This window comes from Nocardia jejuensis NBRC 103114 (assembly GCF_001613145.1).
GTDB classification, from domain to species: domain Bacteria; phylum Actinomycetota; class Actinomycetes; order Mycobacteriales; family Mycobacteriaceae; genus Nocardia; species Nocardia jejuensis.
Window position 1 is genome coordinate 80,960 of sequence record NZ_BDBU01000048.1, and the last position, 15,806, is coordinate 96,765.

At 67.7% G+C, this 15,806-nt stretch carries 17 protein-coding genes; 7 read left to right on the forward strand and 10 right to left on the reverse strand.

Annotated features, from left to right (window positions below):
- Positions 1–178: 178 nt before the first annotated feature.
- From NJ1_RS31655 to NJ1_RS31665, 3 genes are all read left to right on the forward strand, one after another.
- The gene (locus tag NJ1_RS31655) at positions 179–976 is read left to right on the forward strand and encodes a helix-turn-helix domain-containing protein (protein WP_067701776.1); all 798 of its coding nucleotides are present in this window, start codon (positions 179–181) and stop codon (positions 974–976) included.
- A gap of 126 nt (positions 977–1,102) precedes the next feature.
- Positions 1,103–1,765: a PadR family transcriptional regulator gene (locus NJ1_RS31660; protein ID WP_067701779.1), complete on the forward strand. Its 663-nt coding sequence runs from the start codon at positions 1,103–1,105 to the stop codon at positions 1,763–1,765.
- Positions 1,766–1,964: 199 nt separating this feature from the next.
- On the forward strand, positions 1,965–3,182 hold the full coding sequence (locus NJ1_RS31665) for an FAD-dependent monooxygenase (RefSeq protein ID WP_067701782.1): 1,218 nt from the start codon (positions 1,965–1,967) through the stop codon (positions 3,180–3,182).
- An 85-nt stretch (positions 3,183–3,267) separates the two neighbouring features.
- Here the strand turns inward: NJ1_RS31665 and NJ1_RS31670 are convergent, their stop codons facing one another.
- The gene (locus tag NJ1_RS31670) at positions 3,268–5,307 is read right to left on the reverse strand and encodes an MDR family MFS transporter (RefSeq protein ID WP_067701784.1); all 2,040 of its coding nucleotides are present in this window, start codon (positions 5,305–5,307) and stop codon (positions 3,268–3,270) included.
- A gap of 96 nt (positions 5,308–5,403) precedes the next feature.
- On the reverse strand, positions 5,404–6,069 hold the full coding sequence (locus tag NJ1_RS31675; protein ID WP_067701906.1) for a TetR/AcrR family transcriptional regulator: 666 nt from the start codon (positions 6,067–6,069) through the stop codon (positions 5,404–5,406).
- Positions 6,070–6,160: 91 nt separating this feature from the next.
- On the opposite strand from NJ1_RS31675, the gene NJ1_RS31680 reads away from it, so the two are divergent.
- From NJ1_RS31680 to NJ1_RS31695, 4 genes are all read left to right on the forward strand, one after another.
- Positions 6,161–7,132, forward strand: coding sequence for a sigma-70 family RNA polymerase sigma factor (locus NJ1_RS31680; RefSeq protein ID WP_067701787.1), 972 nt, complete (start codon positions 6,161–6,163; stop codon positions 7,130–7,132).
- Between the two features lie 115 nt (positions 7,133–7,247).
- Positions 7,248–8,123: an oxidoreductase gene (locus NJ1_RS31685; protein WP_067701789.1), complete on the forward strand. Its 876-nt coding sequence runs from the start codon at positions 7,248–7,250 to the stop codon at positions 8,121–8,123.
- Positions 8,124–8,417: 294 nt separating this feature from the next.
- Positions 8,418–8,870 (forward strand): transcriptional regulator, encoded by a 453-nt coding sequence (locus NJ1_RS31690; RefSeq protein ID WP_067701791.1) that lies wholly within the window; start codon positions 8,418–8,420, stop codon positions 8,868–8,870.
- 157 nt (positions 8,871–9,027) lie between these two features.
- Positions 9,028–9,345, forward strand: coding sequence for a DUF3817 domain-containing protein (locus NJ1_RS31695; RefSeq protein ID WP_245717675.1), 318 nt, complete (start codon positions 9,028–9,030; stop codon positions 9,343–9,345).
- Between the two features lie 69 nt (positions 9,346–9,414).
- Here the strand turns inward: NJ1_RS31695 and rdgB are convergent, their stop codons facing one another.
- The 8 genes from rdgB to NJ1_RS31735 form a co-directional block, all read right to left on the reverse strand.
- Positions 9,415–10,023, reverse strand: a complete 609-nt coding sequence (gene rdgB, locus NJ1_RS31700; protein WP_067701793.1) for an RdgB/HAM1 family non-canonical purine NTP pyrophosphatase — start codon at positions 10,021–10,023, stop codon at positions 9,415–9,417.
- Positions 10,020–10,790, reverse strand: a complete 771-nt coding sequence (gene rph, locus NJ1_RS31705) for a ribonuclease PH (protein WP_067701913.1) — start codon at positions 10,788–10,790, stop codon at positions 10,020–10,022. Before rph ends, rdgB begins: the two co-directional genes overlap by 4 nt.
- A 432-nt stretch (positions 10,791–11,222) precedes the next feature.
- Positions 11,223–11,987 (reverse strand): cyclic nucleotide-degrading phosphodiesterase, encoded by a 765-nt coding sequence (locus NJ1_RS31710; protein WP_067701916.1) that lies wholly within the window; start codon positions 11,985–11,987, stop codon positions 11,223–11,225.
- 74 nt (positions 11,988–12,061) lie between these two features.
- Complete coding sequence (locus tag NJ1_RS31715; protein WP_084479066.1) at positions 12,062–12,766, reverse strand: rhomboid family intramembrane serine protease; 705 nt, start codon at positions 12,764–12,766, stop codon at positions 12,062–12,064.
- A gap of 178 nt (positions 12,767–12,944) precedes the next feature.
- A complete protein-coding gene (locus tag NJ1_RS31720) occupies positions 12,945–13,907 on the reverse strand; it encodes a PLP-dependent cysteine synthase family protein (RefSeq protein WP_067701796.1) in 963 nt (320 codons plus the stop codon).
- A 4-nt stretch (positions 13,908–13,911) separates the two neighbouring features.
- Positions 13,912–14,208: a MoaD/ThiS family protein gene (locus tag NJ1_RS31725; protein ID WP_067701800.1), complete on the reverse strand. Its 297-nt coding sequence runs from the start codon at positions 14,206–14,208 to the stop codon at positions 13,912–13,914.
- A 21-nt stretch (positions 14,209–14,229) separates the two neighbouring features.
- A complete protein-coding gene (locus NJ1_RS31730) occupies positions 14,230–14,640 on the reverse strand; it encodes a M67 family metallopeptidase (protein ID WP_067701804.1) in 411 nt (136 codons plus the stop codon).
- Between the two features lie 103 nt (positions 14,641–14,743).
- Positions 14,744–15,805, reverse strand: coding sequence for a P1 family peptidase (locus NJ1_RS31735; protein WP_067701807.1), 1,062 nt, complete (start codon positions 15,803–15,805; stop codon positions 14,744–14,746).
- Between the last annotated feature and the right edge of the window lies 1 nt (position 15,806).

Consider the following 15,806-nt stretch of genomic DNA (forward strand, 5'->3'; position numbering starts at 1 on the left):
TGCTCCTGAGAAGTCTTCGACCGATTCCTCGGCGGGCCCCGGTGTCGGCCGGGTACGGCACCGAGTCTGTTCGGCGGGCGACGGCTCCGCGATTCCCCGCGGGGAATGATCACGAGTTCACGCACGTCATACCCTGCGGGGAATCGCGGGGCGGGCGGGACGGCCGCACAGTGGAGGTATGACGATGGCGATGGTGGCGACGGCGAATCCGTTCGCGCAGCAGTTGCGGCAGTGGCGCGCCATGCGCCGAATCAGTCAGCTGGATCTGGCCATCGCGGCCGAGACGAGTCAGCGGTATCTGAGCTTCCTGGAGCAGGGGCGGTCGCATCCGGGGCGGACCATGGTGGTGCGGCTGTCCGAATCGCTCGGGCTCTCGCTGCGCGAGCGCAACAGCCTGCTGCTGGCCGCCGGCTATGCTCCGGCATTTCCCGAATCCGCTTTGGACGCACCGGAACTCGGCCCGGTACGCCACGCGCTCGATACGATCCTCACCGGTCATCTGCCCTATCCGGCGGTGGTGACCCGGCCGTACGGCGTGCTGGTGGCGGCCAATACCGCGTTCGAGATGCTCACCGAGGGCTCCGCGCCCGAACTGCTCGAGGCGCCGGTCAACGTGCTGCGCCTGGCGCTGCATCCCGACGGGCTGGCGCGCCGGGTGCTGAATCTGCCGGAGTGGGGCCGCCACATCACCGACAGCCTGCGCAATCGCGCCAATCGCAGCCCCGATCCGGATCTGAACGAGCTCATCACCGAGTTCGAGAGCTACCTGCCGCAGGCCGATCCCGGGCCGCATCATCTGGGTTTCGCGGTGCCGCTGCGCCTTAGCTGCCCGAAGGGCGAACTACGGCTGATCACCACGCTCACCTCGTTCGCCACGGCCACCGACATCACGCTCGCCGAGCTGCATCTGGAGGCGTTCCTGCCCGCTGACCAGGTCACCGCCGACTATCTGCGCGAGCGCTTCACCGCCGGGTGAGCGCACGATCGCGGCGGTGAAGGGCCTCGTTCCGGTCGGAGCGGGGCCCTTCGCATGTGGCCGATTCGCGCTCTTGTGGCCGAATACTCGTAGACGTATATTCGTAGACGAGTAAGGAGGTGCGCGATGGCCCGCAAACGCAAGGTCGGCAATCTGATGGCCCTGGCCGTACTGTCCGCGATCATCACCCAGCCCATGCATCGCTACGAGATCGCTGGACGTATGCGGTCCTGGGGCAAGGAACGCGATATGGGCATCAAACTGGGTTCGCTGTACACCGTGGTGGACAACCTCACGAAACACGGATTCCTGGAGATCGTCGGCAGCGAACGCGACGGCGCGCGCCCCGAACGCACCATCTACCGGATCACCGACGCCGGGCGCGAGGAACTCTCGGACTGGACGCGGGAGCTCATCTCCAGCCCCGAACCCGAGCAGCGCCCCTTCCGTGCCGGACTCTCCGTTCTGTCCGTGCTGCCGCCCGATGACGTCATCGAACTCCTCGGACAGCGAATCGTGGCGCTGGACAACGACATCACCGAATTTCGCGCTCAAATCGCCGCTCTGACAGGCACATTGCCGCGCCTGTTCATGGTCGAGGACGACTACGAGCTGGCCATGCTGGAAGCCGAGCGCACCTGGGCTCGGGCACTGCGCGATTCACTGGCCGACGGGAGCTTCCCCGATATCGACGGCTGGCGGAACTGGCATCGCGACGGCGTGTCCCTCGCGGACGTGGTCGCCGAGGTCGAAGGGGGGCTGACCGAACCGCGATCCCCGCGGGACTGAACAGAGCGGGGATACACGAACAGAACCGGGCCCCGGCGGGGGTGCTGCAACACCACCGCCGAAGCCCGGACACACCTTCTCGAACCGCGCCCGTGCAGGCGAACTCGGCACCGAGTTTGGCAACTACAGGATAACTGGGTTCTCCCCACGCGCGCCGGTTCGGGTTCATTCGCATCTCGAACATTCAGGGAGACACATCATGTCGACGAAGAACTCGGCACCCATCCGCACCGCGATCGTCATCGGCGGTGGCATCTCGGGCCCCGTCACTGCCGCCGCGCTCCATCGCGCGGGCATCGAAGCCCGTGTCTACGAGGCATATCCGGGTCCGGCCTACGGAATCGGCTCCAATCTCGCGCTCGCGCCGAACGGAATGGCGGCGCTCGAGATCGTCGGCGCGGCCGATGCCGTGCGCGCGATGGCAACACCGCTGTCGCACCAGCGCATGTCGGTCGGCAAGAAGAGCTTCGACCTGCCGGGACTCGTCGATGTCGAACCGCTGCGGCTGGTCGACCGGCCCGACCTGCACCAGGTTCTGCACGACGCCGCCGTCGCCGCCGGGGTGACCTTCGAATACAACAAGCGCCTGGTCAGTGTCGAGGAGAACTCCGACAGCGTCACGGCGGTCTTCGCGGACGGCAGTACCGCCACCGCGGACGTGCTGATCGGTGCGGACGGCATTCGCTCCACGGTGCGCTCGCTGGTGGACCCGGCCGCACCCGGACCGACCTTCCTGCGGCTGCTCGGATTCGGCGCGTACACCGAGTGCTCGCTGGATCTGCCACCCGGGACGATGGTCTTCGCCTTCGGCAAGGCGGCGTACTACCTGTACTGGTCCATGCCGGACGGACGCATCGCCTGGGGCGCGAATCTGCCCAGCGAGCAATACCTGTCGCTGACCGAAGCGCGCGCGGTACCCGCACAGGAGTGGCTGCGCACCCTGCGGGATACCTTCGCCGACGACGAACCAGGCCGCGAACTGGCGAACAACACCACCGCGGAGGAATTGCAGGTGGTGGGCGCGCTGCACATCATGCCGCCGGTGCCGCACTGGTATCGCGGGCGGATGGTGCTCACCGGTGATGCCGTCCACGCACCCAGCAATACTTCCGGGCAGGGCGCGTCCATGGCCATCGAGAGCGCGATCGAACTGGCCCGGTGCCTGCGCGACATCCCGGACCCGGCAACGGCGTTCGCCGCCTACGAGGCGCTGCGCCGCCCCCGGGTGGAGGCGGTCGCGGCCCGGGTGGCACGGATGAACAACACCAAGGCCGCGGGTCCGATCGCCCGCAAGGCCATGGGGCTGATGATGCCGCTCATGTTCAAGGCGATGAAGCCGGAGAAGATGTTCGGGCACGAACAGCGCTTCCGGATCGACTTCGACGCCGAGGTCCGGCCTGCCGGGGTCAATGTCTGAACGCGGTCGCCCGAGCTCGCTGATGCTCGCCTGAAACGTTCTCGCTCCCTGCGGATTTCGCAGGGGGCGAGAACCCCGGGCAGACCTACGCGCGGGAGGCCAGCGCGTCCGGGCGATCGGCTTCGTCCAGGAGTTTGGTGGCGATATTGTCCAGGGCCTGGTCGAGCAGGGCGCGGTCCTGTGGGGCGTCGAGATCCCAGTCGTCGAGCTGGTTTTCGAGCCACCCGCGCCACGCCGTGCGCACCCGGTCGATCTCCCGGGTGCCCTTGCCGGTGAGGGTGAGCCGGTCGCCGTCGCGCAGCACCAGTCCATCGCGCTCGGCCTTGGCGAACACCGGATCGACCACTTCCGGCGGCACGAAGTGGGTTCGGGCGATGTCGGCGGCGGTGACCGACCCGCGCAGACGGTGGAAGAAGCGGACCTGGCCCAGCGCCCAGGCTTCGTCGCGAGAGAGCGAACTCCCCGCCGCCGCAAGGATTCCCGAGTCCGGGACGGCATTGTCGCGCAGCTTGCGCAGAATCTTGGCGACCGAACGTTCCAGCTGCACGGCACGATCGGAGGAGTCCGGCACCGCGAAGCCGTCACCGACGTTCGACGCGTCCGCGCGGGCGCTGTCGCGCAGCGGCACCTCCTTGAGGAACCACGCGATCACGAAGCCCAGCACCGCGACCGGAACCACCCAGCGGAACACGTAGTCGATGGAGGTGGCATAGGCATCGATGATCGGCCCGGCCTGCTCGGCGGGAAGCCGGCGCAGCAGTTCCGGATTCTGCGCCGTATCCGGCGGCACCTTCGTCTGCACCAGTGCCGCACCGAGATTCGGCCCGATCTGATTGGTGTACAGCGTGCCGAAGACCGTGGTGCCGAACGCGCTGCCGATGGTCCGGAAGAAGGTCACTCCGGAGGTGGCGGTGCCCAGATCCGAATACGGCACGCTGTTCTGCACCGCGATGGTCAGCACCTGCATGGCCAGGCCGATGCCGAGGCCGAGCACGAGCATGTACAGCGACTGCGCCCACACGCTGGTGGAGGCGTTCATGGTCGACATCAGATACAGCCCCAGCGCCATGATCGCGGTGCCCGCGATGGGGAACAGTTTGTAGCGCCCGGTCCGCCCGACCACCACGCCCGAGGTGATCGAGGTGGCGAACAGGCCGACCACCAGTGGCAGCGTCCGGATTCCCGAGGCGGTGGCCGAGACTCCCATCACGTACTGCAGGAAGGCGGGCAGATAGGTCATCGCGCCGAGCATGGCGAAACCTACGATGAAGCTCAGGATCGAGCAGACGGTGAAGACATTGCTGCGGAACAGGTGCATGGGCAGCATCGGGTCCTCGGCACGGAATTCCACCGCCACGAACCCGGCGAACGCCACCAGCGCGGCCGCGAAAAGGCCCAGGATCACCGCCGAGCCCCACGCGTATTCCTGTCCGCCCCATTCCAATCCGAGAATCAGGCAGGTGACGCCGATGGCGATGAGCGCGATGCCGAGGTAGTCGACGATCGGCTTGACCGCGTTGCGGACCACCGGGATGGTGCGCGCCGCGACCAGGATCATGATGACCGCGATCGGCACGTTCACGTAGAAGCACCAGCGCCAGCTCAGGTGATCGGTGAACAGGCCGCCGAGGGTCGGGCCGATCACGGTGGTCACACCGAAGACCGCGCCGAGCCCGCCCTGATACTTGCCGCGTTCGCGCAGGGGGATGACGTCGGCGATCAGGGCCATGGCGGTGACCATCAGGCCGCCCGCGCCGAGTCCCTGCACCGCGCGCGCGGCGATCAGCAGCGTCATACCGTTGGCGAGTCCGGCGACCATCGAGCCGCAGATGAAGATGAAGCCGCTGAGTTGGAAGATGAGTTTGCGGCCGAACAGATCACCGAATTTGCCCGCGAGCGCGGTCGCGATGGCCTCGGCGACCAGGTACGAGGTGACGACCCAGGCCATGTGCCCGGCTCCGCCCAGATCCGCGACGATGGTCGGCAGCGCGGTCGCCACGATGGTCGAGTCCAGCGCCGCCATCAGCATCCCCAGCACCACGGTGAGGAAGATGACGTTGATCCGCGCCTTGCTCAGCGCCTGGGGCGCGGAGGGGGCGGGGGCTACTGCGCCGGCACCGGTCATCGGCCCAGTATTGGGCGCTCAACAGCGAACATCCAGCAACGACACGGCGACCCCGCGCCGACCGAGGCGGCGCCGCACGCCCCGGCGACCTTCAGCTCACCGAGCCGCACGCACCGCGTAGTCGCCGAGCGACGGTTCGAGGGTCTCGAAGGATTCGTTGATATAGCCGGTCAACACCTCGGAGATGGACTGGTTGGATTCACCCTCGACGGTGCGGCGGACCGTCTCCTCGAACAGTGCGCGGTGTACGCCACCCAGCAGCGCCGCGGCGACGCGCGGAGCGAAGTCGCCTGCGGCCGAGTCGGTTTCGGCGGCGAGTTGCGCGGCCAGCAAACGCTCACGCTCCTCGTGGAATTCACGCAACCGCCCCACCAGGGCGGGACTGTCGGTGAGCAGGCGAGCGAACTCGGGTCCAGAGAAGCCCACGACCGCGTCCTGGTTCGCGGCAGCGGCGAGATAGGCGTCACGCAGGGCGGCCAGCGCGGATTCACCCGCCCGGCGCTCGCGCACGATCCGGGCCAGACCGCCGGTGAACTCGTCGTGCAGATCCAGCACGAGGTCCTCTTTGCGAGGAAAGTAGTTGGTGACCGTCATCTTGGCGACATCGGCCGCGACGGCGATCTCGGCGATGGTCACATTGTCGAAGCCGCGCTCGAGGAACAGCAGTGTAGCCGTGTTCGAGATGTTCTGCCTGGTCTGCTGTTTTTTCCGCTCGCGCAGCCCCTGGGGGCGGATGCTGGTGTCAGCGGTCTGTGCGCTCATGGGAATGAGCATATCTAATTTCGTCCCAATTTCATTGTTGACATATTTTTAGGTCTGATCTAAATTTATCTGCGTCGCCGAAGGGCGCACCATGCCCGTCACCACCACCATCACCACCATCAGCGAAGATCCGATCAAGGACTACCTGCGTCAGATCGGGCGCACCGCACTGCTCACAGGAGCCGACGAGTACGCCATCGGCGAGCGCATGGAGGCGGGTCGGCTGGCACAGCAGCGACTCGACGAGAACCCCGATGCCCCACACGAACTCGACGCAACAGAACTCGACGCAACGGAACTCGACGACACAGAGCGCCGCGCGCTGCAGCGCGCCGTCGCCGACGGACGCCGGGCCAAAGACCATATGGTGCGGGCGAATCTGCGCCTGGTGGTGTCCATCGCCAAGCACTACCCGACCCCCACCGGCATGTCCCTGCTGGACCTGATCCAGGAGGGCACCCTCGGCCTGATCCGCGCGACGGAGAAATTCGAGCATCGGCGCGGATTGAAGTTCTCCACCTACGCCACCTGGTGGATCCGGCAGTCCATCGGCCGGGCACTGGCCGATCAGGCCCGCACCATCCGCATTCCGGTGCACGTGGTGGAGGTGCTGAACCGGGTCGTGCGCACCGAGCGGGCGATGACCCAGCGCCTGGGTCGCGACGTCACCACCGAGGAGGTGGCCGCCGAGTTGGAGCTTCCGGTCGCGCAGGTGCGCGACGTCATGCGGCATGGGCGCGAACCGATTTCGCTGCACACGCCGGTCGGCGAGGATGCCGAACTGGGCGCGCTCATCGCCGACAGCGCGCCGGATCCGTCGGTGACGGTCACCGAATCGGCACTGCGCGGACAGATCGTGCTGGCGCTGGGCACTCTGCCCGAACGCGAGGCACAGGTGATCGCGCTGCGCTACGGATTGGACGGCGCGGACCCGCGCACGCTCGAGGAGGTCGGGCGGCTGTTCGGCGTGTCCCGGGAGCGAATCCGCCAGATCGAGGCCAAGGCCATGCAGAAATTGCGACAGCCGTCCCGCGCGCGGGTACTCGAGGGCATGCTGGGGTAGCCCTGCGAGAACATGCTGAGACAGCGCACCTATCGCCGGAACTTACTCTGAAGTAAGGTCAGGGCAGCGAGTGCGACGAAGCACCACGAACGCCGAACCTGTGAGGTCAACAGACATGGCATGGAAGCCAAGCGAAATCTCGGATCAGTCCGGGCGCACCTTCGTGATCACCGGAGCCAACGGCGGAATCGGCGAGCAGACCACCAAGGTCCTGGCGAGCAAGGGCGCCACGGTGATCATGGCCTGCCGCAACGCCGCCAAGGCACAGGAGGTCGCCGACGGCATCGAGGGTGATGTGTGCGTCGCCGCGCTCGATCTGGCCAGCCTCGAGTCGGTCCGCGCGTTCGCCGAGAGCACCGGCGAATTCGATGTGCTGCTCAACAATGCCGGACTGATGAACATCCCGTTCTCGCGTACCGCGGACGGCTTCGAAACCCAGTGGGGCGTCAACCATCTGGGTCACTACGCGCTGACCGGGCTGCTGCTGGACAAGATCAAGGACCGGGTGGTCACGCTCGCCTCGATCGCGCACAAGCAGACCCCCAAGCTGTGGGTCGACGACCTCAATTACGAAAACCGGCGCTATCAGCGCAATCTCGCCTATGCGCAGTCCAAGCTGTCCAATCTCATGTTCGCGCGCGAGCTGCAGCGACGGCTCACCGAGGCCGGTTCGGCCAAGCGCTCGTACGGTGTGCACCCCGGTGTCTCGGCCACGGATCTGTTCGCGCGCACCGAGACTCCGCTGGACAAGATCTCCAAGCCGTTCATCCGGCTGATCGGCCACTCCCCCGCGCAGGCCGCGCACTCCTCGCTCTTCGCGGCCACCGACCCCGATGCCGACCCGACCGTCTACTGGGGCCCGACCCGGCTGCGCGGATCCCAGGGTCCGGTCGAACCGTCGCCGTCCTCGAAGCTCTCGCAGAACAAGGACATGTGGCGGCGACTGTGGGACGAGTCCGAGCGGCTCACCGGAGTGACCTACAAGTTCTGACATCCGGCTCGACCCGCCACCATGCTCGATCCGGGCGGTGAACAGGTCCCGCTGACGCCTCGTGCCCGCTCCACACCCGGAGCGGGCACGAGTCATCTGTCGAGCCCCAGGGTTCTCCCACCCGGCACGCCCTGGCGCTTCCGCGTCGCAGCTGTCGCGGCGAGGACCGGGACGACATGCCTGAACTCGACGGGCCGTCCCCGGACCCTCCGGTGGCCCGTGCCCTGACCCGGTGGCCTGCGCGCCCATCCAGTTGCCCATCCCCTACTACGCAGCTCGTAGTAGGCGGGTACCGTGGAGGTCGTGTCCGCTCCCCAACGCCGCCCGGCCCTGATCCTTTTCGTGGTCGTGGCATTCGCGGCCTGCCTGGGCCTCGGCTACTGGCAGTGGGGTCGCTTCGAATCGGGCGGCGGCACGTACCAGAACCTCGGCTATGCCCTGCAGTGGCCACTGTTCGCCGGGTTCGTGGTGTGGGCCTATGTTCGCTTCGTCCGGCTAGAGCGCGACGCGGCCGAGCAGGAGAGCGCGTCCGCGCCGGTGAGCGGAGGCGCCGATATCGTCCGCGCCACCCGGCCCAAACCCGTCGCCGCGCGCGAGATACCCGCGGGCCTGCTGCCGGAGCGCCCGAAGACGGCCCCGCAAGCCGATCCGGAGACCGCCGAATACAACCGATACCTGGCCGAACTGCACGCGTCCGATATGGCCGAGCGGGTTCGCACCGCCGGTCTGCACACCGACCAGAGCTGACCGAAACCCCGACACCGACATTTCGACACCGAGAGGACGCCGGTTGACCACGCGCGACAACTCCGCCGATTCCCCTGCCGCCCTGGGCCAGGACGGCGCGGCGACGAGTGAGACCACCCTCGCACCCCGTCCGCTCGGCGCCGCCGCACCCGAGAAGATCCGCGGCGCGCTCTCGCGCTACCGGATCCTGGCCTGGATCACCGGCCTCTGGCTGCTGGTACTCACCGGCGAGATGGTCTACAAGTACCTGCTGCTCGAGGACAGCAGCACCGCGCCGCACTGGCTCTTCTACATCGGCCAGGTGCACGGGCTGTTCTACATGCTGTACCTGGTCTTCACCATCGACCTCGGCATCAAGGCGCGCTGGAAGCCGGTGACCACCCTGCTCACCTGCCTCGCGGGCACGATTCCGTTCCTGTCCTTCGTGTTCGAGCACTGGCGGACCCGAGATGTGAAGGCCGCCTTCGACCTCTGAGAACGCCACGAGAATTCGACCGCGCCCCCGCCGGAGATCCCGGCGGGGGCGCGGTCGTAGGTCAGGGTTTCAGTCCTTCGCGAGCGCCGCCAGGGCGGGCAGCAGCTGCCGCAGGGCGCGACCCCGATGCGATGCCGCATCCTTCTCGGCCGGGGTGAGCTGGGCGGCGGACACGGTTCCGCCCTCCGGAACGAACAGCGGGTCGTAGCCGAAACCGCCGTCGCCCACCGGATTCCGGGAGATGACACCGGGCCATTCCCCGCGCACCACGGTCTCGACACCGTCGGCGACCAGGGCACAGGTGGAGACGAAGCTCGCGCCGCGCCGCTCGTCCGGGACGTCGCCGAGCTGGGCCAGCAGCAGGGCGTTGTTGGCCTCGTCGTTGCCGTGCGTACCGGACCAGCGCGCCGACAGCACACCGGGCATACCGTTGAGCGCATCCACGGCGATACCGGAATCGTCTGCGACACAAGGGATTCCGGTGGCAGCGAAGCCGTCTCGGGCCTTGGCGAGCGCGTTCTCCTCGAAGGTGGCCCCGGTTTCGGGAGCCTCCTCGTAGGGTGGGACGTCGTTGAGGCCCACGATCTCGACGCCGGCGATACCGGCTTCGTCCAGAATGCGGCGAAGCTCGTTGAGCTTCTTGGCATTACGGCTGGCCACCAGAAGTCGAGCGGTCATTTCTTCTTCGTTTCCGACGGCTCCGGGAGCACACCCGGATACGGCAGGGCGAGGGCTTGTTTCTGCACTACGAAGAGCTGCTCGCAGCCCGCGAGGGCGGAGTCGAGCAGCTTGTCCAGGGTGGAGCGCGGGAAGGTCGCGCCCTCACCGGTGCCCTGGATCTCGACCAGCGTGCCGGTATCGGTGGCGACCACGTTCATGTCGACCTCGGCGCGCGAATCCTCCTCGTACGGAAGGTCCAGGCGCACGCGGCCGTCCACCACGCCGACGCTCACCGCGGCGATGGCGCAGGAGATCGGCTGCGGATCGGCCAGGCGGCCCGCGGCGGCCAGATAGGTGACCGCGTCCGAGAGCGCGACGTACGCGCCGGTGATCGCCGCGGTGCGGGTGCCGCCGTCGGCCTGCAGCACGTCGCAGTCCAGGGCGATGGTGTTCTCGCCGATCGCGGCCAGGTCGATGCAGGCGCGCAGCGAGCGGCCGATCAGGCGCGAGATCTCCTGGGTGCGGCCACCGACCCTGCCCTTCACCGACTCTCGGCCCGAGCGGGTGTGCGTCGCGGCGGGCAGCATCGCGTATTCGGCTGTCAGCCAGCCCAATCCGGAATCGCGACGCCACGGCGGCACGCCCTCGGTCACACTCGCGGTGCACATCACCCGGGTCCCACCGAACTCCACCAGCACCGAACCCGCCGGATGCGAGGTGAACCCCCGGGTGATCCGTACCTCGCGGAGTTCGTCATCCGCTCTGCCATCGGCTCGTTTAGACACGGCCACAGGCTATACGGTCCCGCCTCTCCGGAGCCTCAGCGGGCGACTGGGAGCCGTCGGCCGTCATGCACCCTAGTGGCGGTCAGGTACCGAATCCATTTTGGACGTACCCGGTGAGTTACCCCGAACGGAACGAGATCAGTTGTCCCGTTCGGTCACGCCTTTTCGGAGTCTCAGCGGGTAGCTGGGAGTCGTCGGCTGTCGTGCACCCGTGGTGGCGGTCAGGTACCGAATCCATTTTGGACGTATCCAGTGATTTGCCCCGATCGGAACGAGATCAGTTGTCCCGTTCGGAGACGGGGACGGGGACGGTTGTCCCGATCGAGGCGGGGACGGGGACGGTTGTCCCGATCGGGGACAGGGACAGGGACGGGGACAGGGGTGTCCCGGTCTGGATGGGATCGGTTGTTCTGGGTGGGGAGGGGGAAGGGGTCAGATGTCGAAGGTTTCGCCTGGGGATACGGCGTGGACCGGGCCCTTGAAGACGGCTTTGGCCTCGGCTATGACGTCTTCGCGCGAGGTCCACGGGGGGATGTGGGTGAGCAGTAGTTCGCCTACGCCGGCTTCGGCGGCGATCAGTCCGGCTTCGTGTCCGGAGAGATGGATGCCGGGTGGGCGATTGGCGGGATCGTGGGTCCAGGAGGCTTCGGACAGCAGCACATCGGCACCGCGGGCCAGCTCGAAGACCTCGTCGCACACCGCGGTGTCACCGGTGTAGACGAAGGTGCGTCCGGCGGCGGTGTTGATCCGCAGGCCGTAGGACTCCGGCGGATGGAACATGCGGCGCGCTTCGACGGTGTGGCCGGTGCCGAAGGGAATCGGCGTGCCCGCTTCCCAGACGCGCATGTCGATCACGTCGGACCAGTCGTCGGTCTGGCCGCCGATCTCCGCGGAGGCGTTGCCGATCCGCAGCGAGGTGTCGGTGGGGCCGTGCACGATGGCCTTGCCCGTCGGCGGATTGGGGTGATAGCGACGCCAGACCAGCAGGCCGGGCAGGTCCAGGCAATGGTCGGCGTGCAGGTGAGTCAGGAAGATGTCCACCTCACCGGGATCCAGATAGCGCTGCAGCGCACCCAGTACTCCGGGACCGAAATCGATGACGGTGGGGGTCATATCCGGGCCGGTGAGCAGGTACCCCGACGCTGGGGAATCAGGGCCGGACACGCTGCCCGAGCACCCGATAACGGTGAGGCGCATTCCCCCATGCTGCCACGCTGCTGTCTCACTCAAGGAGGGATCCCCCAAATAGCCGACCGCGTCCAGCGTCACCCCTACGACACGAGTCGGCCGGCGTCAGCCCCGCGACGATGACGACGTTCATCCCCAGAGAGTACCCACCCGGCAATCAGCCCACCCACCGCCCCGAAAAGATGTCCTTGCCAAGAGATTCCGGGCTGTCCCGGCAGCACTCCCCACAGAATCGAGCCGTACAGCAGGCCCACGACCAGGCCGATGGCGATCTGAGCCACGTTGCGCGCGAACCAGCCGCGCGAGATCAGATAGGTGAGCCAGCCGAACACCAGCACCGAGGCCCCGATGTGCACGGAATTGGGTGGACCGAGCAGCCACACCCCCACTCCGCCGACCACCCACACGATGGCCGTGGCCGCCAGACCTCGGCCGATTCCGGTCAGCAGGGTGAGCAAACCGAGCACCAGCACCGGGAGCGTGTTGCCGATCAGGTGTTCCCAATTGGCGTGCAGCACAGGCGCGAAGACGATTCCGTCCAGCCCGTAGGCCTTGCGCGGAATCACGCCGCCCGCGTGATCGAGGTGGTGACCGGAGACCGAATCGACCCCTTCTACCCCGTACAACAGGACGGTAAACCCGAGAATGATCACAACGGCCCGCTGCCACAGCAGCTTCACCGCGCCGGCGCCTTTCGAGGCGACGCCGGGGTTCGCCAGCTGCCCGCGTAGTCGCGCGATCCGATCCGGATCGAACGACGACCCCACTCCGCTACTACCGGCGCTCATGGCAGGCACCTCCTCGGTCCTTGATCCCGAGCGTACCGGCGGGCCCGGCTCGAGGGTCGCCGCGCGCGGACTTCGCACCCCCGCCCGAACCGACCGCGATCCTCGCGCCCATCGCACTTGCACAGCACGCGTGCGACGAATGGGGTGACCGGATCACGCACCGGTGCACCCGCGCGCATCAAGCCCAGAGTTGGCCGTCCAGACGCTCTTCCGCATCCTCCAGCGTGCCGTCGTACGCGCCGGTGGAGAGGTATTTCCAGCCGCCGTCGGCCACCACGAAGGCGATATCGGCCGAACGGCCCGCCTTCTGGACCTTCTTGGCCACGCCGAGCGCGGCGTGCAGGATCGCGCCGGTGGAGATGCCCGCGAAAATGCCCTCCTCCAGCACCAATTCGCGCGTGCGGCGCACGGCGTCGTAGGGGCCGACCGAGAACCGGGAGGTGAGCACCGACTCGTCGTAGAGCTCGGGAATGAAGCCCTCGTCGATATTGCGCAGGCCGTAGACCAGTTCGCCGTAGCGCGGTTCGGCCGCGACGATCTCGATACCGGGCACCTTCTCGCGCAGGAAGCGGCCGGTGCCCATCAGGGTGCCGGTGGTGCCCAGGCCCGCCACGAAGTGGGTGATCTCGGGCAGATCCGCCAGGATCTCCGGACCGGTGCTCTCGTAGTGCGCGAGCGCGTTGGCGGGGTTGCCGTATTGATAGAGCATCACCCAGTCGGGGTGCTCGGCGGCTATCTGCTTGGCCAGCGCGACAGCCTGATTGGAGCCGCCCGCGGCCGGGGAATCGATGATCCGCGCACCGAACATGGTGAGCAGCTGGCGGCGCTCGACCGAGGTGTTCTCGGGCATCACGCAGACCAGTTCGTAGCCCTTGAGTTTCGCGGCCATGGCCAGCGAGATGCCGGTATTGCCGCTGGTGGGCTCGAGGATGGTGCAGCCGGGGGTGAGCCGGCCGTCGGCCTCGGCCTGCTCGATCATGCGCAGCGCGGGACGGTCCTTGATGGAGCCGGTCGGGTTGCGGTCCTCGAGTTTCGCCCACAGGCGCACGTGCGAATCGCCGTCCCACTGCGGGGACAGCGTGCGCAGTCCGACCAGCGGCGTGTTGCCGAGTGTCGCGATCAGCGACTCGTAGCGGGCCACCGGGTCAGCGCGAGTGCTCGGCGTGCACCGAACCACCGGCCACGGCCGGGAGGATGGTGATGCTGCCGCCGTCGGTGACCTCGGCGTCCAGGCCACCGGAGAAGCGCACGTCCTCGTCGTCGACATAGATGTTGACGTACCGATTGAGCTTGCCGTCCTTGAGCAGTCGCTCCTTCAGACCGGGGTACTGCGCCTCGAGGTCGTCGATGACCGCGGCCAGCGTCGCGCCGCTGGCCTGTACGCGTTTCTCGTCCTTGGTGATCGGACGCATGATGGTCGGGATAGATACGGTGACCGGCATGGGGACTCCTTCGAAAGATGTTCAGGCGGTGATGATCTCGACGGGTTCCTCGGTGACCTCGCCGTCGATGATGCGGTAGCTGCGCAGTTCGTGCTCGTCGGGATCGCGGGTGGAGATCAGCACGTAGTGCGCGTTGGGTTCGGAGGCGTAGGAGATATCGGTGCGGCTCGGGTACGCCTCGGTCGCGGTGTGCGAGTGGTAGACGACGACCGGCTCCTCGTCGGCCGCGTCCATGGCCCGCCAGACCTTCAGCTGTTCGCCGGAGTCGAAGCGGTAGAAGGTGGGCGAGCGTTCGGCGTTGACCATCGGGACGAACCGTTCGGGGCGATCGGAACCCTCGGGCCCGGCCAGCACCCCGCAAGCCTCGTCCGGATGGTCCGCGCGCGCGTGCGCGATCATCGCCTCGACGAGGTCTGCCCTGATCACCAGCACAATCGCATCCTTCCGTGCACCGCCCGACGCGGTCCGGCGCGCTCGGCCGGAAACGCTGTCGTCAACAAGGTGAGAATATTCGCCTATTCCCCGGAGTGGCTTTTCACACCCCGAAGAGATCACCGTATGACGGGATGCCCGCGACCGCGGTGGCCGAGAGGATGGCGTCCACGATCGCGCGCTCGACGCATACCGCGGCGGCGGTGCACAACTCGTCCAGCATGAGCAGGTCGGCCGGAAAGGCCGGGGGCAGTGGGAAATCCGGGGTTCTGGTGACCGCTCCGGTGGCCAGGGCGAACAGGGTGTCGCCGTCCAGCGGCGAATGCGCCGGGCGGATCGCGCGGGCCAGGCCGTCGTGGGCGGTGGTGGCCAGGCGGCGGCAGGCCGAGGGGTCCAGGGCCGCGTCGGTGGCGACCACGCCGATGGTGGTGTTCAGGACCGTGCCCTTGACCGGCAGGGCGTTGGCGGCGGCCAGCTGGTCGGCCGAGGGCGGACGCAGGCCGAAGTGCTCGGGACCGTCGGTGCCCGCGCCCCACGGCAGGCCGGTGCGCGGATCGAAGACCGATCCGACCGGATTGGCGACGATGAGCGCGCCGACCGTGACGCCCGCTGCCGGGCCGTCGGTGAATCGCACACTGGCCGAACCGATTCCGCCTTTGATGGATCCGGCGCGAGCGCCCGTTCCGGCGCCGGCCGTGCCGCGCGCGAAGTCCTCGCCCGCCGAGTCCGCGGCCAGGAAGCCCGCGTCGGCGCCGGGACGAATGTCCCATGCCCCCACCGGGAGATCGAAGATCACCGCGCCCGGAACGATCGGCACGACCCGCGACGGATCCGCGGGATCCATCGGGATGCCCTCGCGATGTTCCTCGAGCCAGCGCATCACGCCGTCCGCGGCGGCCAGGCCGTAGGCGCTGCCACCGGTCAGCAACACCGCGTTCACCTGCCGCACGGTGTTCCTCGGGTCCAGCAGATCGGTTTCGCGGGTTCCGGGGCCGCCGCCGCGCACATCCACCGAGGCGGTCGCACCGCCCGGCACCCGCACCACGGTGCAGCCGGTGGCGGCTCCCGTTCCGAGGGTGGCGTTCTCGTCCAGCTCGTGATGATGCCCGACCAGCACGCCCGTCACGTCAGTGATCGAATTGCGTGGTCCCGCAACAGTGTTCACA